This window comes from Henriciella algicola (assembly GCF_003576245.1).
GTDB classification, from domain to species: domain Bacteria; phylum Pseudomonadota; class Alphaproteobacteria; order Caulobacterales; family Hyphomonadaceae; genus Henriciella; species Henriciella algicola.
Genome location: NZ_QWGA01000003.1, coordinates 1,004,968 through 1,023,499 on the forward strand (window position 1 = coordinate 1,004,968; position 18,532 = coordinate 1,023,499).

The window sequence follows — 18,532 nt, forward strand, 5'->3', positions numbered from 1 at the left end:
ATGATTATTGGAACATTTATCGCCATCCTCTGCCTGCTCGGGATGTCGGCTTTCTTTTCAGGCTCTGAGACGGCCCTCACGGCCGCCTCACGCACCCGGATGCACCAGCTTGAGCGTGACGGCGACAAGCGCGCCGCCAAGGTCACGACGCTGATTTCTGATCGCGAGAAGCTGATCGGGGCAATCCTGCTCGGCAACAACCTCGTCAACATTCTCGCCTCGGCGCTGGCGACGACGCTTTTCGCTTCGCTTCTGCCGGGCGCAGCAGGTGTGGCGGTCGCGACCGCCGTCATGACCATTCTGGTCCTCATCTTTGCCGAAGTCCTGCCGAAGACTTACGCAATCACCCGCGCAGACCGCATGGCGATGTCGGTCGCAAAGCCGATTTCCTGGCTGGTCGCTGGGGCGGCATGGGTCGTGACCATCATTCAGGCGATCGTGAACTTCACCCTGCGCATGATTGGCGCAAGCGCGCCTGACGCAGACTTCACCGCCGAAGAGGAAATCCGCGGCGCCATCGATTACCACCACTTCGAAGGCGGCGTGGACGAAGCTGACCGCCACCGTCTCGTGGGCGCGCTCGACCTCAAGGACATGACCGTCGAAGAGGTCATGATCCACCGCAAGAACATCACCATGCTGGACGGCACCCTGCCATCCGGTGAGATCATCCGCCAGGCGCTGAAAAGCCCGCACACGCGCATCCCTCTCTATCAAGCTGATGATGACGAGATTACGGGCATCCTCCACGTGAAGGACCTGCTGCGCGCGGTTGTCCACCACAAGGGCAATATTGACGGACTCGACCTGACAGAGCTGCTGCGGGAGCCGTGGTTCGTGCCGGAAACGACGCCGCTACAGGACCAGCTCGACCTCTTCCTGAAAGAGCGCAACCACTTCGCCCTCGTCATCGACGAGTATGGCGAGCTTCAGGGACTGCTGACGCTGGAAGACATCCTCGAAGAGATTGTAGGCGATATCCGCGATGAGCACGACGTCCCGGTTCAGGGTGTGCGTCCGCAATCAGACGGCTCGGTCATCACCGAAGGCTGGGTCACCATTCGCGATCTTAACCGCGCCACCGGCTGGCAGCTGCCGGACGAAGAAGCTGTCACTGTGGCCGGCCTCGTCATCCACGAAGCTCAGACCATTCCAGAACCAGGTCAGCGCTTTGCCTTTCACGGCCACCGCTTCGACATCATCCGCAAAACCCGCAACCAGATCACAGGCCTGCGGGTCGCCCCCATGCCGGAAGAGCCTGAGGACGACTGACGCTAGAAGGTCGTTTCGACCTCATCGTCGATCTGCGGTCCGGCTTTCTTTGCCTCCAGCGACCTGGCGGTATTGGACGCCTGCAGGTGGATCTCCTGCACGCGCAGCCAGGAGGGCCATTCCGCCGTGATATTCATGGTGGAATAGTGCTCATTGCGACCGATTTCATAGTCCGCTGTAAGCTGCGCTGGCTGGCCGACCAGGTATTGATAGTTCAGCTCTGCCCGCTCCAGCTCGCATTCCCAGACTTCGATCTGCTCTTCTGGTGTCGTCCCGTTGCTGCGAGCCTGATTTCGCATGTCTGTGCAGCTCTTCCGCTTTGCCTCGAACGCCTCCTGGCGTTCTTCGAGATCGGGTGCTGACTGTCCGCGAACGTGCCATTTGCCCTGACGTCGTTCGGCCCCAGCGTATTTCGACTGGATGCGTGCATGCATCGTATCCAGATTTGGCTGGTCGGAATAACGTTCCTTGAACACCATTTTTTGCACGAACACCTTGCTGGCATCGGTACCAGATCCGGACAGGTCGAGATTGCCAAAGAAAAGGTCCATCTCGGCGCGCGCATAACTACGCCGTCCAGCCTCAACCATCTCGGTTGTCGAACAACGCATATAGCCCGCATTGCCGTGTTCATTTTTCGGGGCACCGTCTGGCCCGATCAGGCCGCGAAGGTTGCAATCATAGCCACGCTCTTTCAGCGTCGCTATGGCCGCATCAGGCGTGTCGCCAAGCTTTACTCCCGAAACATCGAAGCGCTCGAAACTGTCTGGCAAGTCGAGGACTTGCGCGTTCGCGCCCGCCACAAGAATGAGTGCAGATGAGATGAATAGTGTCGGTTTCAGCATGTTGCGTCCCTCTTGGTTACCCGTACCGACTAGGGTCGTTACCCGAGTTAAACCTGAAAGCCAACCAATGGCGGGGAAGTTTGCTCCTGCAATACTTGTTACAGATCCGCTCGATCTACTGCGCGACCCAGCCGCCATCCATCTGCATGAGCGCGCCATTGATCTGGTTCGCGGCAGGGCTTGTCAGGAACACCGCCATTGCACCGACCTGCTCAACCGTCACAAACTCCTTGGTCGGCTGTGCCGCCAGCAGGACGTTCTGCTTGACCTCTTCTTCACTGATGCCGCGCGCCTTGGCGGTGTCGGCAATCTGCGCATCGACAAGCGGCGTGTGAACATAGCCCGGACAGATCGCGTTACAGCGCACACCGTGCTGGGCGCCTTCCAGCGCAACAACCTTGGTCAGGCCGGCAATGCCGTGCTTGGCCGCGACATAGGCTGACTTGTAGGGCGAGGCGACCAGCGCGTGGGCACTCGCCGTATTGATGATGCGCCCCCAGCCCTTCTCCTTCATCTGTCCCATAACGAGACGCGTCGTGTGAAACGCAGCGCTCAGATTTAGCGCGATGATGAGATTCCACTTCTCGACCGGGAATTCGTCGACCGGCGCCACGTGCTGGACGCCTGCATTATTGACCAGGATATCGACGCCGCCAAAATCACGCTGCGCGTATCCGATCAGCCCCTCAATCGCCTTGGGGTCGGTCAGGTCCGCGCCTGAAAAGCCAACATCGACGCCAAATTCAGACTTGAACTCCTCGACCAGCTTCTCGTCTTCGCCCGGCTTGGTAAGGCCATTCAGGATGACGTTCGCACCCTCTTTCGCCAGCGCTTTGGCAACGGCCTTACCGATACCGCTGGTTGAACCGGTGATGAGTGCCGTTTTCCCGCTGTGCAACATTGGCATCCGTCCTGCTTGAGTGGTTGGTCCGGCTTGTTTAGGACAGACCTTCAAAACAGCATAGTAGAGGTTTCCATGGGTGCGGTTTTTCAGTCTTTTCAGGAAGGCTTCCCTACATTCCTGATGTGGACCGGCACCGCCGGCCTCATGCTGATTATCGCCGTGGCGATCTATGTTCTCCTGACGCCGTGGAAAGAACTTGCGCTTGTGCGCGGCGGAAACGGGACAGCTGGTCTGGCTCTTTCCGGCGCCATCGTCGGTCTCGCCATTCCGTTGGCATCGTGCCTCGCGTCCAGCGTGTCGCTTCCCGACCTCGTCCTCTGGGGCATGGTCTCGCTGATCCTCCAGCTTCTGGCGTATCGGTTTACCGACCTGCTGCTCAGGGATCTGCCTCGTCGCATTCAGGAAGACGAAGCCGGCGCAGCCATCGTCCTGATCGGCACCAAGCTGGCCAGCGCCATGCTGCTCGCGGCGGGCCTCTGGGACCCAGCGCTACAGCGCCTCGGCTAAAGGGAGCGAGCTATCTTACGCCACCTTCCAGACTGGGTCTTCTACCTGCTTGCGCTTGCAGCGCTGGTCATTGGCGTATTTTCCATTTCGCCCGATCAGGACGCACCGCCAGCAACACCTGACTCCGTTGAACGCGAAGGCGCGACCCTCCCGCCACCATCAGCCTTCGATGAAGCTGTTCTGGTACGTGTGGAAGCGCCTCGCGACGGCATCGGCACCGCCTTCTCGATCAATACTGACGGTTATTGGCTGACCGCCCGCCACGTCGTGGACGGATGCGACGATGTCTGGCTTCTCGTCGCCCCGAACCGCTACCTCCCGGTTCGCGACTTCTCTGTGTCCGACACGAATGATCTCGCCCTGCTCTATGCACCGCCAAGCCTCGCCCCGGTGGCGCTCGACATCTCCAATGATCTGCGCGTTGGCAGCTATGGCTATCATGTCGGCTATCCGCAAGGACGCCCCGGCGAAGCCGCCAGCCGTCTGATTTCCCGTTCGCGCCTGATTTCTCGCGGTCGCCGGACCGGTGAAGAGTCCGTGCTTGCCTGGGCCGAGACCGGTCGCACCTCTGACCTTGAGGGCACGCTTGGCGGCCTGAGTGGTGGCCCGGTTTACGACGCTGAGGGCAAGGTTCGCGGCGTCATCATCGCTGAAAGCCCCCGCCGCGGCCGCCTCTATAGCGCATCGCCCGAAACCATCCGCACTTTCCTGGCCGAGCAGGATGTCATTCCGCTTGGCGAACGCCCCGTTCCATTTGAACCTGGTACGTATGGCGGCTCTGCCGACCGCGTGCGCCAGAGCCTCCAGGTCGTGAAGGTCGCCTGCAAGGTCGACGAACCGGAAGCAGACTCATGAATTTCGCAGACCGGCTCATCGCAGCTACGGAAGAGTTTGGCCCGCTCTGCGTCGGCCTCGACCCGCATGCCGGCCGTATCCCAGACCTCTTCGGCGGCGACACACCTGAAGGCGTCGAGGCCTGGGGCCTCGCAATGATAGAGGCTGCCAAGGGCAGGACTGGCGTCATCAAACCACAGTCTGCGTTCTATGAACGTCATGGCTGGCAGGGCATGCGCGCGCTGGCCCGCATCCTCGAAGCCGCGCGCGATGCTGGCCTCGTCGTGCTTATGGACGCAAAGCGCGGCGATATTGGCTCAACGGCCGAAGGCTACGCCGCCGCCTTTCTTGCAGAGAACGCGCCCTTTCCCAGCGATGCGCTGACCGTAAACCCCTATATGGGCGTCGACACGCTGGAGCCGCATGTGAAGGCGGCCGAAGCGAATGGCAAGGGCGTCATCGTCCTCGCGCGCACTTCCAATCCCGGCTCTGCCGACTTCCAGTCGAAATCGCTCGAAGGCGCGCCCCTCTATGAGCGCATCGTCGAGGCGCTCGCGCCAATGATCGAACGCCTCAAGGGCGAAAGTGGCTGGTCTGGTCTGATGCTCGTTACCGGCGCGACCGGCCCGCAGGAAGCCCGCCGCCTGCGGGAGCTGGCACCTGACGCGCTCTTCCTCGTGCCCGGCTATGGCGCACAGGGCGCAGGGGCCGCTGATGCGATGAGCGGCTTTGTCCTGCGCGGGAACCGCCTCTCCGGCGGCGTGGTCAGCGCGTCACGCTCTGTCAGCTTCCCGCCAGAGGCCCAATCCGCGTCCAGCATGGACGAATGGCGCACGGCAATCGCTGGTGCGATCAACGCCGCGCAAGCCGATCTCATGGTTGCTGCGAACCGCTGATAATCCCCTCCGGCCCTGACGTTGCGTCCACCTCGACAAGGCTATCGAAAACCGTAGCATGACACGGGTATCGGCCACGGCAATGATAAGGCCGGTCTAGAGGAAACACTGGAGGGATCATGAAACCTGTGCGCCTGGTTGCGACGGCTGCGCTGTCTGCACTCTGGCTGACGGCATGTGGTAACCCGTCTGAGGACGCGGCCGATGTCGAAGCCCCAAACCCACCCGAAGCTGATGGCGAAACCTCATCGAATGGCGCCGCAGCCGTAGATGAAGCCCGGCTCTCGAATGCGGCCTCAACGCCGGCAGAGTGGCTCACCTATAACGGCACCTATGAAGAGCAGCGTCACTCGACGCTGGCCGGTATTTCCGCAGAGAACATTTCTGAGCTGGCGCCAACCTGGACCTATGAGCTCAACACCGGACGCGGCATTGAATCGACGCCGATCGTCGTTGATGGCGTCATGTATCTCACCTCCTCATGGTCTGTCGTCTACGCGCTGGACCCTGTCACGGGCGAAGAGCTTTGGGTGCATGACCCGGAAGTCGACCGCGCCGTCGGCGTCAAAGCCTGCTGTGACGTCGTGAACCGCGGTGTCGCTGTCTATGATGGCAAGGTCTTTGTCGGTGTGATTGATGGCCGCCTCCAGGCCCTCGACGCTGAAACCGGCGAAGTGGAATGGAGCGTCGTTACCGTAGACCAGTCCAAGCCGTACACGATCACTGGTGCCCCGCGCATCGTCAAAGGCAACGTCCTCATCGGGAATGGCGGCGCTGAACTTGGCGTCCGTGGCTACCTCTCCGCTTATGACACTGAAACGGGCGACCTCGACTGGCGCTTCTACACGGTACCAAACCCGAACAAGGAACCTGACGGCGCAGCCTCGGATGCGATCTTCGCAGAACTGGCCAACGATACATGGGGCGATGACGGCGCATGGGTCACCGATGGCGGCGGCGGCACGGTCTGGGACGCGATTGTCTATGACGAAGTGAACGACCAGGTCATCTTCGGCGTCGGCAACGGCTCTCCTTGGAACGCAGATATCCGCGACCCGAACAGCGACGGCGACAACCTCTTCGTATCGTCCATCGTCGCAGTCGATGCCACGACGGGTGAGTATAAGTGGCACTATCAGACCACGCCGCGCGACAATTGGGACTACACAGCAACCCAGCACATCATGCTGGCTGACCTGCCAGTCGGCGAGAACGGTGAGACCCGCCGCGTCGCAATGCAGGCGCCGAAGAACGGCTTTTTCTACGTCGTGGACGCAGAAACCGGTGAACTCATCTCCGGCGAGCCATACGCCGCGATCAACTGGGCTGAAGGCCTCGATGAGGACGGCCGTCCGATCGAAAACCCTGAAGCGCGCAATAACGACCCTGAAACCTATGCTGGTTTTGTGCAGGTCCCTGCCCCATACGGTGCCCATAACTGGCATCCAATGGCGATGAACCCGGATCTAGGCCTCGTCTACATCCCCGCGATGGAACTTGGTCAGGCCTACATTACCGACCCGCGCTTCCAGTCAAAGCCAGCCAAGTGGAATACCGGCATGGACTTCTCTGCCGGCATGCCGCTTCGCTATCCTGAAGGCACCGTCCAGGCGCTGCGCGCAGCCGCAAAAGGCACGCTGGTGGCATGGGATCCGGTCGCTCAGGAGGCCCGCTGGACAGTTGAACATGGTGCCGGCTGGAATGGCGGTATCCTGTCGACCGCGAGTGGCATCATCTTCCAGGGCCAGCTTGATGGCACCTTCGCAGCCTATGACGGTGCAACAGGCGAAGAACTGTGGAGCGACCAGCTCAATTCAGGCGCGCTCTCAGGTCCGATGACCTATGAGGTCGATGGCGAACAGCATGTCACCATCACGACCGGCTGGGGTCATGCCTATGGTCTCGCTGCAGGCATGCTGTTCAAGGACGCTGTCCCGCCAGCACTTGGCAAGGTGATCACCTTCAAGCTTGGCGGCGAAGCTGAGATCCCGCCACTCGATACCGACCTCATCGTCGAACCAGAACCAAAGGCAGAGCCTTTTGGTGATGAAGAGATGCTGGAAGCCGGCCTTATCCACTACTCGCGCAATTGCGGCGTCTGTCATGGCCTGCTGGGCATCAGCTCGGGCGTGCTGCCAGATCTCCGCTGGTCAACCTACACGGCAAGCGCAGATGCCTGGAACAATGTCGTCATGAACGGTGCCCTCGCCAGCAATGGCATGGTGTCCTTCAGCGACGTCCTTACACCAGAGGACTCTGAAGCGATCCGCGCCTATGTCGTGACCCAGGCGCACATGAACCGCGAGGGTGTCAGCAATCAGGACATCCAGGAGGAAGCCGTTGGCCCCGGCATGGACCCGGACGCAGAGCCGGAGCTGGAAGCCGACGAACAGTAAGGCGAAAGAAGGCCCGGCAGCTTTCTTTCTCAAGCTGAGCAATCTAAACTCCCCGGTGTAGCCCACCGGGGAGTTTTTTTCATGCATATTCTTCTTGGGCTGATCGGTATCATCACCTTCATCGCCGTCTGGTACTGGCGCATCAAGATGATCTCCGGCGCTGCACGCGATGGCTATGACGCCGCCAAGGGCGCGGCAAACCTCCCACGGAAGCTCAAATTCCAGCACCGCGCCCGCAAGAGCGGCCTCTCTGTCGTGACCGACCCACGCGAAGCCGCCGCCGTCATGATGATGGAAGTCGCCCGTACCCGCGGTGCCATTTCAGAGCAGCAGGACAGCGCGATGCGGGCAGAGATGACCGCCCATTTCGGCTTCAGCGAGAGCGAGGCCGAGGAGATGCTTGCCCAGGCTGGCTGGCTCTCTCGCGAGGCCCCGGCGCCGCATGTGGTGATGGCCCGTATGAGCGATGTCATTATCCGCTCCCCCGGCATGGGCCCAAAAGAATTCGATGATCTCTGCGCCATGCTGGAGAATGTCGCTGTGTCCGACGGCAGCGTGACAACCGCCGAACGTGACCTCATCCAGATCTGGCGCCGCAAGGCGGGCCTGAACTGAACCGCTTGGCAGGAGCGGGCGCGGCGCTGTACAAGCCATGCCCATGAGCGACGCCTACGAAAAACGTGTCCGCAAGGACAATTGGGGAAACTTCTCCGTCCTGCGCCACCGTGCCTTTGATGGCGTGCTGGTGACCTCGAAGAATTCCGGCACCCATTGGGTCAAATACATGTTCTCGGTCGCGCTTGCCGACACCTACGGTGTGCCGCGCCCGGAATACTTCTCCGAGAATGCGGTTCGCCCCTATATCGGCTGGCCGAAGGACAAGCCGACCTTCCCGGAGCTGCCGCGTCTCGCCTTCAGCCACACCATCCCGCACAAGCTAGCCGACTGGACCTGGGCGCGCGGCATCGCAGGCCTGCCGCCTTACGTGCTTTTCGTGCGCCACCCGATGTCCATCCTCGCCAGCCACCACGCCAAGTGGAACCATGAGCTTGAGGTCGACTGGCTGGACTATCTGCGCGGCGATCCGTCAGGCTCGGTCTATCGCTGTGACCTCTATTGGCTTGCCCGCTTCTGGAACCGCTGGGGGGATATCCTCGAAAAGGCGGGTGATCGCATTTACCGCGTGCACTATGAAGACACCCGCGCCAATCCGCGCGCCATTCTCGGCGGTATGGCCGCCCATTGGCAGATCAGCCTGACCTCCAAGGCTTTGGACGGCGCGCTCAAGGCCGGCACCAAGGAAGCGATGGCCAAGAAGGTTGATCCGGACGCCGAAGCGAACGTGCTCCAGTTCCGAAAGACGCCGCTCAGCGAGCAGTTCTCAGGCGAAGCGCTGGAGATTTATCGCGGCCGCGTGAAGGAGCTTTTCCGTCACGACCTCGGCTATGACCTCATGAATCTTCCGAAGACGTGAAACCGGCGCTCCGGCCATTCTCATCATACTTGATCCACCACGGCTCCACCGCAGCTTCTGCAGCGAGCCTGACCATCAGCGGATGGGACATGACGGCCACCATATAGGCCTGCGCCGTTGTTGACCGCGGCAGGTCATAGGTCAGGAAACGCGTGACAACAGGCGCATAGACCGCATCAGCTGCGCTCCACGCGCCAAACAGGTACGGCCCGCCCGACGTTTCCAGCGCGCTGCTCCAGATTGCATCGACGCGCAGAATGTCATTGGCGAGCGCTTCGGACATTTCCGGGCGGCCATGACGCGAACGGATATCCATCGGGCAGTCGCGCCGTAACGTCGGAAAGCCTGAATGCATTTCTGCTGAGATGGCACGTGCCCTCGCGCGCGCCTTGGGATCGGCGGGCCAAACACCTGCGTCGGGGTAACGGTCAGCGAGCCACTCGATGATGGCAAGGGAGTCCCAGACCGTCTCATCATCCCAGAGCAGGAGCGGCACTTTCCGCGTCGGACTGATCTCAGCGAGCCGCGCCGTCGTGTCCGGAAAGTCCAGCGGGACGATCTCCTCCTCGACCTCAAGGCCCAGATGCCGAACCATCAGGAGCGCCCTGATAGACCAGCTGGAATAATTCAGGTTGCCACTGACAAATTTGCGCATCTGAGGACTTCCTATTCCGGCTTTCCGACACCGAGCAGCCATCTGAAGGGGCGGATCTCCACCGCATCAAATAGGCCCGCCTTCGCGTATGGGTCATCAGCCGCCCACGCCTTGGCATCGGCGAGCGTCGGAAACTCCACCACGAAGGTCGACCCAGCAAACGTCTCGCCATCATCGGCGAAGACAGGCCCCGCCATCAGGATCTTGTCGGCATGCGCTTTCGCCCAGTCGAGGTGAGCTGGCCGGTTCTCCATGCGCAGGGAAAGCGCGCCCGCCTTGTCGCGGGCATTGATCAGGAATTGCGCCATATTCAGAGACCTTCGTGCGTAAATGGACGATTGAGAAGCGCGGTCATTGCCTCATCGACATTCTTCTGACCGGCCAGAATTTCATGGACCGCATAGCAGATCGGCATGGCGACACCTTCCCGCGCGGCGAGCTCTGTCAGCGCAGGCGCCGTCGCGACGCCTTCAGTGACAGAATTGCGCTCTGCGAGAATATCTTCCGCCGAGCGGCCCTGCCCCAGCGCCTTGCCGAAGCTCATATTCCGCGACTGCGTCGACGAGCAGGTGAGGACGAGGTCGCCAAGGCCGCAGAGGCCAGCCAGCGTCTGCTGCTGCGCGCCCATCGCGACCGCAAGACGGGTCATCTCCGCAAAGCCGCGGGAGATCAGCGCCGCATGGGCTGACTTGCCAAGCTCCAGCCCTTCGACAATCCCGCAAGCGATAGCGAGCACGTTCTTTACAGCCCCGCCGATCTCAGCACCGATCAGATCATTCGACCAATAGGGACGGAAGGCGCTCCGTCCGATGGCCTGCATCAGCGTCTGGCCAAGTTTCTCGTCAGCGCAGGCAAGCGTCACCGCCGTCGGCAGGCCACGCGCCACATCGGCGGCAAAGCTCGGGCCGGACAGCACGGCCGGCGTGGCTTTTGGCATCGTCTCATGCACGACATCCGTCATCAGGCTCAGCGTATTTTTCTCGATACCCTTGGAGCAAAGCAGCACAGGCACACCGGGCGACAGGTGTTCGGCAAGCTTTTCAAAGCTGGCCCGTGCATGCTGGGCCGGTACGACCGCAAGTATGGCCTCGCAGCTGGTCAGAATGGACATGTCGCTTGATGCCTGCATGGCGGGAAGATCAATACCCGGCAGGTAAACCGGGTTCCCCTTACCTGCGCTCAGCGCCTCTGCAACTTCGCTTTCCAGCGCCCAGACCCGGACATCGCGTCCGGCCTTTGCGGCTGTGGCGGCAAGCGCTGTTCCCCAGGCGCCTGCGCCCAGTACACCAATGGTCTGCATATCAGCCTTCCTGCGCCAAGAGGCCGCTGAAGAATTTATTGATCATTCAGGCGATTTCCGTATCTTCAGCCCATGAGTGACAAATCCAAGACCCGTGAGCAGATCCTCGATGCGGCCATGAACCGTATCAAACACTACGGCTATGGCAAAACAACCATGTCGGAAATCGCACGCGATTGCGATATGTCTGCGGGGAATATCTATCGTTTCTTTGCGTCCAAGCTGGATATCGCCGAAGCGATGGCCCGGAAGTTCAATTCCGATCTCTATCAGACCTATTCCGAAATCTCCCGCAGCGACGCGCCTCCTGCCCAGCGTCTGCGCCAGGTTTTCCACTATGGCCTGGACCAGACATTCGACGCGATTGAGCGTGAAGCAAAGATTCTTGAAGTCGCTGAAGTGCTTGGCGAAGAACGCCCTCTCTTCATGAATGAGGGGCTTGCCCAGGAGCGTATCTATCTCTGTACCATTCTCGAAGACGGTATTGAGCGCGGCGACTTCGCGCCTATCGCAGACTGCAACTACACCGCCGAAATGATCCAGTCGGCTTTGATGAAGTACCGGTTTCCTCAGCTTTTTTCGCGTCTGACCCTCCCCAAGCTTCGGCGTGAGCTGAATGGCGTCCTCGACATCATTATCGCCGGCCTCGCCAAAGGCATCGAAAAGACGCCGGAGACTGAACACTAAATATTTTCGACATCATTTATTGATTACCAGACTGACCGGTGCTATATCCTTCTCACCGGAGCAGACAGGCTCGCCTGCCCGGCTCTTTTGAGAAGGACAAAAACAATGAGCGTTTCCTCCACTGAAACCCGTCAGGGTATCTTCGCACTTCTGGTCAGCCTTCCAATGGCCGCCAGCCTCTGCGCTTTCGTGATGCTCGGATCCGGGCTCCTGATCTAGAAAACGTCAGGCAGACGAGACAAAGCCCCGCCAGCGCGACGCTGACGGGGCTTTTTGGTATCTGTCTCTCTGATTGGGCGGCTGGACCCTATTCGACGGTGACCGACTTCGCCAGATTGCGCGGCTGGTCCACATCCGTGCCCTTCTCGACCGCCACATGATAGGCGAGCATCTGGATCGGAAGCGAATAGAGGATCGGCGCAATGAACGGGTCGCAGTCCGGCAGTTCGATCCGGCTCGCGGGGGTTTCACCCGCTGCTCTCACACCCGCCGCATCGGAAATCAGGACAACCTCGCCGCGGCGGGCCGCGACTTCCTGTAGGTTCGAAAGCGACTTGTCGAACAGGCCATCAAACGGCGCGACGAAAACCACTGGCGTTTCTTCATCGATCAGCGCAATCGGACCATGCTTCAGCTCACCGGACGCGTAGCCCTCAGCGTGGATGTAGCTGACCTCTTTCAGCTTCAGCGCGCCCTCCAGCGCAATAGGGTAATGCACGCCCCGGCCGAGATAGATGACGTCACTTGCCTTGGCGATGTCGCGCGAAAGCTCTGCAATCCGCTCATCAAGCTGCAGCGTCGTCGACATGAGGCGAGGCAGTTCGGTCAGCGCGCGCACCAGACGGATTTCAGCGTCCCGCGAGATCTGTTCGCGCGCCCGGCCAGCCGAGATGGCGACAGCTGCCAGCGCGGCCAGCTGCGCGGTGAACGCCTTGGTCGAAGCAACACCGATCTCCGGCCCCGCCAGCGTTGGCAGGACAAGATCAGCTTCGCGCGCAATCGAAGACGTCGGCACATTGACGACAGCTGCCGTTTTCAGCCCCTGCTCCTTACAATAGCGAAGCGCCGCCAGCGTATCGGCCGTTTCGCCTGACTGGCTGACAAAGAGCGCAAGCCCGCCTTCCTTGGCGAGCGCAGGTTCGCGGTAGCGGAATTCCGAGGCGATATCGGTTTTGACCGGCAGTCCGGCACACTGTTCAAACCAGTACTCGGCCACCCGTGTCGCAAAGTGGGCTGTGCCACAGGCGATCATGTAGAGATACTTCACCTCGGACCAGTCGATCGCATCGGCGCCCTCACCGGGCAGCTCAACCGTCTGGCGAAGAATGTTGGTGTAGGCGCCAATCGTGCGGCCCGTTGAGTCCGGCTGCTCGAAGATTTCCTTCTGCATGAAGTGGCGATAATTGCCCTTCTCTGCTGCAGCGCCCGCGCCCTGCACGATGCTGACCGCGCGCTCGACCGGCTTGTCTTTGCGGTCAAAAATCTCATAGCTCTCATGGCTGAGAACGCAGACATCGCCCTCTTCCAGATAGATGACGCGATTGGTGAAAGGCGCGACCGCGAGGGCGTCAGAGCCGAGGAACATCTCTCCTTCGCCGACACCGATCGCCAGCGGTGAGCCTTTGCGCGCGCCGACCAGAAGGTCTGAACGGCCCTCAAAAAGGAGCGCAAGGGCAAATGCCCCGTGCAGGCGCGCGACGCCAGCCTTTACAGCCTCAACTTCGCCCATTCCTTTCTTCAGGTTGGACGCGATGAGGTGGGCAATCGTTTCAGTATCCGTCTCGGTCTCGAACTGGTGGCCTTCAGCTTCCAGTTCCTGGCGCAGCTCCCGGAAATTCTCGATGATGCCATTGTGCACCACGGCGACGGGTCCGGACACGTGCGGATGCGCATTGCCGACGGTTGGCAGGCCATGCGTTGCCCAACGGGTGTGGCCGATGCCCTGGTTTCCAGCCAGCGGATCAGCGGCAATCGCCTCGTCGAGATTGTTCAGCTTGCCCGGGGCGCGGCGTCTGTCCATCTTGCCACTGGCGTCGATGGTCGCGATGCCTGCGCTGTCATAACCGCGATACTCAAGACGCTTCAGCGCATCAACGAGCCGCGGCGCTGCCGGTTCGTTGCCGAGGATACCGATAATACCGCACATATATGTGTCGCCTCCTTGAGTGCTCAGCCTTCCTCTAGAAAACCGGAAGGCCGCAGGTCATTGCAAAAAGCGTGACGTTTTATGTCAGCCCTCGTTCCCCTGAAGGGTGCAGGCTTCGCCTCATAAGGTAATTGCCGGCTTTGGTTAAAGGTATTGTTGCAACTTCAGGCTAAAGTGGCTTTCACGGACTTGGCACGGTCAGTGAATGTATGCGAAGTCGCTTGGAAGACGGGAGGCCGCCTATGACGCGCAAATATTTCGGTACAGACGGCATTCGCGGCACGGCGAACACGCCGCCCATGACGCCAGAGATCGCGATGCGCCTCGGCATGGCGGCTGGCAAGTATTTCCGCCGCGGCGGCACACGGCGCCATTCGGTCGTCATCGGCAAGGATACACGCCTTTCTGGCTACATGATCGAGCCTGCGCTGGTTGCAGGCTTCACCTCGGTTGGCATGGACGTGACCCTGTTTGGCCCGCTGCCGACGCCCGGCGTCGCCATGATGACCCGTTCGCTTCGCGCAGACCTCGGCGTCATGATTTCTGCCAGCCACAATGCGTTTGAGGATAATGGCCTCAAACTCTTCGGGCCGGACGGTTACAAACTCTCTGACGAGATCGAACTCGAAATCGAAAGCCGGATGGACCGCGCGCTCGACGACAAGCTCGCCGCACCATCTGCGCTTGGCCGCACACGCCGCGTGGATGATGCGCAGGCCCGCTATATCGAGATCGTCAAAGCGACCTTCCCGCGTGGCAGCCGGCTTTCCGGCCTTCGCGTCTGCGTCGATTGCGCGAATGGCGCAGCTTACAAGGTCGCCCCAACCGCCCTCTATGAACTTGGAGCCGAAGTCTTCCCGATTGGCGTCGCGCCGGACGGTTTCAATATCAACCAGGAAGTCGGCAGTACGCATACGCTGGCGCTCCGCGACGCCGTCAAGAAATACCGCGCTGATATCGGTATCGCGCTCGATGGCGATGCGGACCGCTGCATCCTCGTCGATGAGAAGGGCAACGAAATAGACGGCGACCAGCTGATCGGCCTGATCGCTGGCGACTGGAAAAAGCGCGGCCTGCTCGCCCGCGATGGCGTGGTCACCACTGTCATGTCGAATCTCGGCCTTGAGAACTATCTGAAATCCCAGGGCCTCAGCCTTGATCGCACCAAGGTCGGCGACCGCTATGTCGTCGAGCGGATGCGCGAGGGCGGCTTCAATCTCGGCGGCGAACAGTCCGGCCACATCGTCGTTTCTGACCATGTCACCACCGGCGATGGCATGATCGCCGCGCTTCAGGCGCTTGCCGTCATGGTGGAGACTGGCAAGCCATTGTCCGAAATCGCGAACGTCTTCGAACCGGTCCCTCAGAAGCTGGTGAATGTCCGCTACCAAAGCGAAGCACCTCTCGATCAGGACAGCGTCAAGCAGGTCATCAGCGCCGTCGAGGCGCGCCTCGGCAGCACCGGACGTCTCGTCATCCGCAAATCCGGCACCGAGCCTCTAATCCGCGTCATGGCAGAGGCCGAAGATGCCGCGGCCATGGAATCTGCGGTCAACGAAGTCGCCGACGCGGTTCGCTCCATAGGCTAGTGCCTCGCCCTCAACTAGCCTGATACTTGCAAGCCACCTGTCAGACTGTCCTATTCAGGGAGAGATGCTGACATGGCTACGGCACCAAAGATTGTTGCGCTCACAGCAGGCGGCCCGCACGCCTGGATCATGATCAACACACTGCAGGAGCACTTCGGCGACTTCCCGATCATCCGAGAGGAAGGCGAGTCGCAGGCAACACTGTGGCGCCGTCGCCGCAAACTGCTCGGACCGCTGACGGTGGCCAGTATGCAGGCGGCGCGCATCCCTATCAAACTCACCAGCAAGGGAAGTCAGGATACGATCGCCCGGCTCATCGCGCGTGAAAAGCTCGAGCCAGAACCCCGAAGCGGTGCCAACCTCATTGAAGTGCCATCGGTGAATTCCGACCAGTGCCGCGCCACACTCAAATCGCTCGACCCGAAAGCTGTCTTCGTGGTCTCTACGCGCATGATCTCAAAGAAGACGCTCGCCAGTATCGACGCGCCGTTCATCAATTACCATTCAGGTATCAATCCGGCCTATCGCGGCATGTTCGGCGGCTATTTTGCCCTCGCCAACGGAGAGCCGGAGCATTTTGGCGCAACGGTACACCTTGTCGATCATGGCGTGGATACGGGCGACATTCTCTACCAGTCGCGTCTTCGGGCCGAACCGGAAGACAACTTCCACACCTACCTCTGGCGGATGGCCGCAGGTAGCCGCGACATCGTGGTGCGCGCCATGGAAGACGCGCTCAACGGCTCACTTCGTCCCCAGAAAGTCGACCTGCCATCAAAGCAGTATTTCGCCCCTACGCTGGGCGGCTATCTCTGGAGCGGGCTCAGCCGGGGCGTCTGGTAGCGCGCCTCAAACGTCCTGCACCATCGCGGCGGTGAACTGAGCACTCAGCCGCAGCGCCCGGCTCCACTGCGCCAGCCGGGCTGAGATAATTTCTTCAGCAGCCTCGGCCGGCGCACTATCCCGCACGAGGAATGGCAGCGCCATCCGCTCATCTGCTTCTGCCCTTTCACTCATGCTCGGGCGTTGGTAGCGCCCATCCCAGACACCATCACTCCACGCCTTGCGCGCTTCACCGGGGTCCCGTCCAATGAGCAAATGGTCGCCGCGCCGCTGCACCCACGCCCCACCGAGCGTGACACGGCTCTCCGGCCCGCCAGAGACGATCGTTTCGACCAGCGCTGATAGAGATTGGGCCGGCGCGCCATGACTGCTGCCAGACGCTGCTTGCAGAATCATATCAAGAAATCGGGCCCAGAGCGCGGGCGCCGCTTCCGCCCGCCCGACATCCACTTCGATCAGGCCTCTCGGACCTGTGCGCACCGCCCCGCTCAGGAGCTGCGACAGCTGTAAGTCCTCAACCGCCCGGAGACGCATGGCGTCGAAACAAATCCGCTTGAGCCGTGCACCATCCAATGCCGTAACGAGCCTGCGCACACGCACACGCTCATAGTGGTCTGCGTCATTGCTGGGATCGCTGATCCAGTCCCGCCCGCTCGCTTCAAGGTCCGCGACCAGATCTTCACGCCGCGAGGACAGAAGGGGCCGCGCCAGTATGATGCCGCGTCCTTCAGGCCAGACCGGGGAGACAGAGACAGGCTGCGGCCCAACCGCGCCCGCCAGTCGCACGGGCCGCGACAGACGCATCAGTAACGTCTCCATCACATCAGTCAGCGTGTGACCGAGCAGGACGACCCCTGCGCCTGCCTTGCGCGCAGCCTCTGCCAAAAGGATATGCCGGGCCCTGCGGGCCGCGTTCTGGCTGCTCTTGTCCGGAGACCATGTCAGAATTTCAGCGGCAATCCCGCGATCATGCGCCAGATCTGCCACCCAGCGCGCCTCTTTGGCCGCTTCAGGGCGCAAACCATGATCGATCGTCAGGACAAGCAGGTCACGCCCACTCTGTTGCGCCCACGCCTCTGCAAGGTTGAGCAGGCTGAGCGAGTCGCTTCCGCCCGATACAGCAACGCAGACTGGGCCTTGCGACCCGGCTGCCACCGCATCGATGAGCTGACAGCTAAAGGCGTCTAGGCGCTGCACCCTGCCCGCGTGCGTTCCAGGGCCGCGAGGTTACGAGTCACACCCGAAGCGTTCGGATATTGCTGCGGCAGGACATCCAGAGCCTCGCAGGCGCGGTCCGTATCACCGACAAGGCGCATGGAGCGGGCCAGCTTGACGAGCGCATCCGGCGCACGCGCATCGTCCGGATATTCGCGGATCATTTTCAGATAGGCCTCACCGGATTCGCCATAGGCTTCCTGCTGGAAAAGGGTCTCGGCGAGCCAGTACTGCGCCTCGCCAGCCTGCGGGTCGTCAGAGAAGCGGTCGAGGAAGGCGCGAAACGCATCTTCAGCGCCGGCATAATCAAACTTCAGAAGGCGGGACTTCGCTGCCGCGAACAGCGGACCTGCCTCGCCAGGAAGATCGCTCGCGCCAAGCGTGCCAAGCGACCCTTGATAGTTCGGGTTGCCCGACGACGCGGTTTGCGATGCGGACGGTTCGCGCTCTTGCGAATTGGCGCTGCTGCTATTGCTGGTTCCGCGCGTCTGGGTCGCCGAAGACGTCTGGGTCTCGCTACGGTTCGTCGCCGGTGCGGTCTCCTGAACTTCATCCACCTCGGCGCGGTTCTGGCTGACATCTTCCTGCAGCGCAGAGATCTGACGCTGCATACGCTCATTCTGTTCGGTGAGCTCGCGGATCGACTGGCCAATACGCTGGTCGTCCCGCTGCATACGCTCAGATTCGTCGCGCGATTGGGAAAGCAGGAACTGCAGGGTCTCGATCTCACCATTCAGGCGGTTGATCTCGTCTTCAAGGCGCTTCTGCTCAAGATCCATTTGCGCCATGCGCTGGCGCATATCATTCACGGTCGTTGCAAGGTCACCGCTCGTCGCGCCGCGTGTAATGGGCGCGCGGTTGGACTGAGCACCTGCCTCTATCGGGGCAAACAGGGCGAGCGCGGCAATGAGCGGAACCATACGGATCATGAAAGGGCCTCTTCGGGGCAGTAGATGCACAATTTCAGCA

Annotated in this window: 18 protein-coding genes; 10 read left to right on the forward strand and 8 right to left on the reverse strand. The window is 61.0% G+C overall.

Annotated elements, in window-relative coordinates:
* Nucleotides 1-1,272 (forward strand): HlyC/CorC family transporter, encoded by a 1,272-nt coding sequence (locus tag D1222_RS05390; protein ID WP_119453170.1) that lies wholly within the window; start codon nt 1-3, stop codon nt 1,270-1,272.
* 2 nt (nt 1,273-1,274) lie between these two features.
* Here the strand turns inward: D1222_RS05390 and D1222_RS05395 are convergent, their stop codons facing one another.
* Nucleotides 1,275-2,117: a hypothetical protein gene (locus tag D1222_RS05395; protein WP_119453171.1), complete on the reverse strand. Its 843-nt coding sequence runs from the start codon at nt 2,115-2,117 to the stop codon at nt 1,275-1,277.
* Nucleotides 2,118-2,232: 115 nt separating this feature from the next.
* Nucleotides 2,233-3,018, reverse strand: coding sequence for a 3-hydroxybutyrate dehydrogenase (locus D1222_RS05400; protein ID WP_119453172.1), 786 nt, complete (start codon nt 3,016-3,018; stop codon nt 2,233-2,235).
* A gap of 75 nt (nt 3,019-3,093) precedes the next feature.
* Between D1222_RS05400 and D1222_RS05405 the strand changes: the two genes are divergently transcribed.
* From D1222_RS05405 to D1222_RS05430, 6 genes are all read left to right on the forward strand, one after another.
* On the forward strand, nt 3,094-3,528 hold the full coding sequence (locus D1222_RS05405; protein ID WP_119453173.1) for a DUF350 domain-containing protein: 435 nt from the start codon (nt 3,094-3,096) through the stop codon (nt 3,526-3,528).
* Nucleotides 3,529-3,717: 189 nt separating this feature from the next.
* Complete coding sequence (locus D1222_RS05410) at nt 3,718-4,383, forward strand: S1 family peptidase (protein WP_233348521.1); 666 nt, start codon at nt 3,718-3,720, stop codon at nt 4,381-4,383.
* On the forward strand, nt 4,380-5,258 hold the full coding sequence (pyrF, locus tag D1222_RS05415; RefSeq protein WP_119453175.1) for an orotidine-5'-phosphate decarboxylase: 879 nt from the start codon (nt 4,380-4,382) through the stop codon (nt 5,256-5,258). Before D1222_RS05410 ends, pyrF begins: the two co-directional genes overlap by 4 nt.
* 119 nt (nt 5,259-5,377) lie before the next feature.
* Nucleotides 5,378-7,654 (forward strand): PQQ-dependent dehydrogenase, methanol/ethanol family, encoded by a 2,277-nt coding sequence (locus D1222_RS05420; RefSeq protein WP_119453176.1) that lies wholly within the window; start codon nt 5,378-5,380, stop codon nt 7,652-7,654.
* An 81-nt stretch (nt 7,655-7,735) separates the two neighbouring features.
* Nucleotides 7,736-8,269 carry a TerB family tellurite resistance protein gene (locus D1222_RS05425; RefSeq protein WP_119453177.1) on the forward strand — a complete coding sequence of 178 codons (534 nt, stop codon included), beginning with the start codon at nt 7,736-7,738 and terminating at the stop codon, nt 8,267-8,269.
* Nucleotides 8,270-8,312: 43 nt separating this feature from the next.
* On the forward strand, nt 8,313-9,128 hold the full coding sequence (locus D1222_RS05430; protein WP_119453178.1) for a sulfotransferase family protein: 816 nt from the start codon (nt 8,313-8,315) through the stop codon (nt 9,126-9,128).
* Here D1222_RS05430 and D1222_RS05435 read toward each other — a convergent pair.
* Genes D1222_RS05435 through D1222_RS05445 form a run of 3 tightly spaced genes read right to left on the reverse strand, consistent with a single transcriptional unit; the run spans nt 9,106 to nt 11,083 of the window.
* The gene (locus D1222_RS05435; protein ID WP_119453179.1) at nt 9,106-9,783 is read right to left on the reverse strand and encodes a glutathione S-transferase; all 678 of its coding nucleotides are present in this window, start codon (nt 9,781-9,783) and stop codon (nt 9,106-9,108) included. The two genes, D1222_RS05430 and D1222_RS05435, sit on opposite strands and share 23 nt — an antisense overlap.
* An 11-nt stretch (nt 9,784-9,794) precedes the next feature.
* Entirely contained in the window at nt 9,795-10,091 is a 297-nt protein-coding gene (locus tag D1222_RS05440) for a YciI family protein (protein WP_119453180.1), read from the reverse strand.
* Nucleotides 10,092-10,093: 2 nt separating this feature from the next.
* A complete protein-coding gene (locus D1222_RS05445) occupies nt 10,094-11,083 on the reverse strand; it encodes an NAD(P)H-dependent glycerol-3-phosphate dehydrogenase (RefSeq protein ID WP_119453181.1) in 990 nt (329 codons plus the stop codon).
* Between the two features lie 72 nt (nt 11,084-11,155).
* Here D1222_RS05445 and D1222_RS05450 point away from each other — a divergent pair, with 72 nt between their 5' ends.
* Complete coding sequence (locus tag D1222_RS05450; protein ID WP_119453182.1) at nt 11,156-11,770, forward strand: TetR/AcrR family transcriptional regulator; 615 nt, start codon at nt 11,156-11,158, stop codon at nt 11,768-11,770.
* A 307-nt stretch (nt 11,771-12,077) separates the two neighbouring features.
* Here D1222_RS05450 and glmS read toward each other — a convergent pair whose 3' ends face one another.
* Nucleotides 12,078-13,916 (reverse strand): glutamine--fructose-6-phosphate transaminase (isomerizing), encoded by a 1,839-nt coding sequence (gene glmS / locus D1222_RS05455; protein ID WP_119453183.1) that lies wholly within the window; start codon nt 13,914-13,916, stop codon nt 12,078-12,080.
* 242 nt (nt 13,917-14,158) lie between these two features.
* Here glmS and glmM point away from each other — a divergent pair, with 242 nt between their 5' ends.
* Together glmM and D1222_RS05465 are read left to right on the forward strand one after the other, a co-directional pair.
* Complete coding sequence (gene glmM, locus D1222_RS05460; protein WP_119453184.1) at nt 14,159-15,505, forward strand: phosphoglucosamine mutase; 1,347 nt, start codon at nt 14,159-14,161, stop codon at nt 15,503-15,505.
* A 72-nt stretch (nt 15,506-15,577) separates the two neighbouring features.
* Nucleotides 15,578-16,348 carry a formyl transferase gene (locus D1222_RS05465; protein WP_119453185.1) on the forward strand — a complete coding sequence of 257 codons (771 nt, stop codon included), beginning with the start codon at nt 15,578-15,580 and terminating at the stop codon, nt 16,346-16,348.
* A 6-nt stretch (nt 16,349-16,354) separates the two neighbouring features.
* Here the strand turns inward: D1222_RS05465 and tilS are convergent, their stop codons facing one another.
* Nucleotides 16,355-17,545, reverse strand: a complete 1,191-nt coding sequence (gene tilS / locus D1222_RS05470; protein WP_119453186.1) for a tRNA lysidine(34) synthetase TilS — start codon at nt 17,543-17,545, stop codon at nt 16,355-16,357.
* Nucleotides 17,533-18,492: a tol-pal system protein YbgF gene (gene ybgF / locus D1222_RS05475; RefSeq protein ID WP_119453187.1), complete on the reverse strand. Its 960-nt coding sequence runs from the start codon at nt 18,490-18,492 to the stop codon at nt 17,533-17,535. The genes tilS and ybgF overlap by 13 nt, the downstream gene beginning before the upstream one ends.
* Between the last annotated feature and the right edge of the window lie 40 nt (nt 18,493-18,532).

What these genes read in the sequence shown, in the direction of transcription:
- D1222_RS05390 (WP_119453170.1), top strand. Translation starts at nt 1, where the DNA reads ATGATTATTGGAACATTTATCGCCATCCTCTGCCTGCTCGGGATGTCG.
- D1222_RS05395 (WP_119453171.1), bottom strand. Translation starts at nt 2,117, where the DNA reads ATGCTGAAACCGACACTATTCATCTCATCTGCACTCATTCTTGTGGCG.
- D1222_RS05400 (WP_119453172.1), bottom strand. Translation starts at nt 3,018, where the DNA reads ATGTTGCACAGCGGGAAAACGGCACTCATCACCGGTTCAACCAGCGGT.
- D1222_RS05405 (WP_119453173.1), top strand. Translation starts at nt 3,094, where the DNA reads ATGGGTGCGGTTTTTCAGTCTTTTCAGGAAGGCTTCCCTACATTCCTG.
- pyrF (WP_119453175.1), top strand. Translation starts at nt 4,380, where the DNA reads ATGAATTTCGCAGACCGGCTCATCGCAGCTACGGAAGAGTTTGGCCCG.
- D1222_RS05420 (WP_119453176.1), top strand. Translation starts at nt 5,378, where the DNA reads ATGAAACCTGTGCGCCTGGTTGCGACGGCTGCGCTGTCTGCACTCTGG.
- D1222_RS05425 (WP_119453177.1), top strand. Translation starts at nt 7,736, where the DNA reads ATGCATATTCTTCTTGGGCTGATCGGTATCATCACCTTCATCGCCGTC.
- D1222_RS05430 (WP_119453178.1), top strand. Translation starts at nt 8,313, where the DNA reads ATGAGCGACGCCTACGAAAAACGTGTCCGCAAGGACAATTGGGGAAAC.
- D1222_RS05435 (WP_119453179.1), bottom strand. Translation starts at nt 9,783, where the DNA reads ATGCGCAAATTTGTCAGTGGCAACCTGAATTATTCCAGCTGGTCTATC.
- D1222_RS05440 (WP_119453180.1), bottom strand. Translation starts at nt 10,091, where the DNA reads ATGGCGCAATTCCTGATCAATGCCCGCGACAAGGCGGGCGCGCTTTCC.
- D1222_RS05445 (WP_119453181.1), bottom strand. Translation starts at nt 11,083, where the DNA reads ATGCAGACCATTGGTGTACTGGGCGCAGGCGCCTGGGGAACAGCGCTT.
- D1222_RS05450 (WP_119453182.1), top strand. Translation starts at nt 11,156, where the DNA reads ATGAGTGACAAATCCAAGACCCGTGAGCAGATCCTCGATGCGGCCATG.
- glmS (WP_119453183.1), bottom strand. Translation starts at nt 13,916, where the DNA reads ATGTGCGGTATTATCGGTATCCTCGGCAACGAACCGGCAGCGCCGCGG.
- glmM (WP_119453184.1), top strand. Translation starts at nt 14,159, where the DNA reads ATGACGCGCAAATATTTCGGTACAGACGGCATTCGCGGCACGGCGAAC.
- D1222_RS05465 (WP_119453185.1), top strand. Translation starts at nt 15,578, where the DNA reads ATGGCTACGGCACCAAAGATTGTTGCGCTCACAGCAGGCGGCCCGCAC.
- ybgF (WP_119453187.1), bottom strand. Translation starts at nt 18,492, where the DNA reads ATGATCCGTATGGTTCCGCTCATTGCCGCGCTCGCCCTGTTTGCCCCG.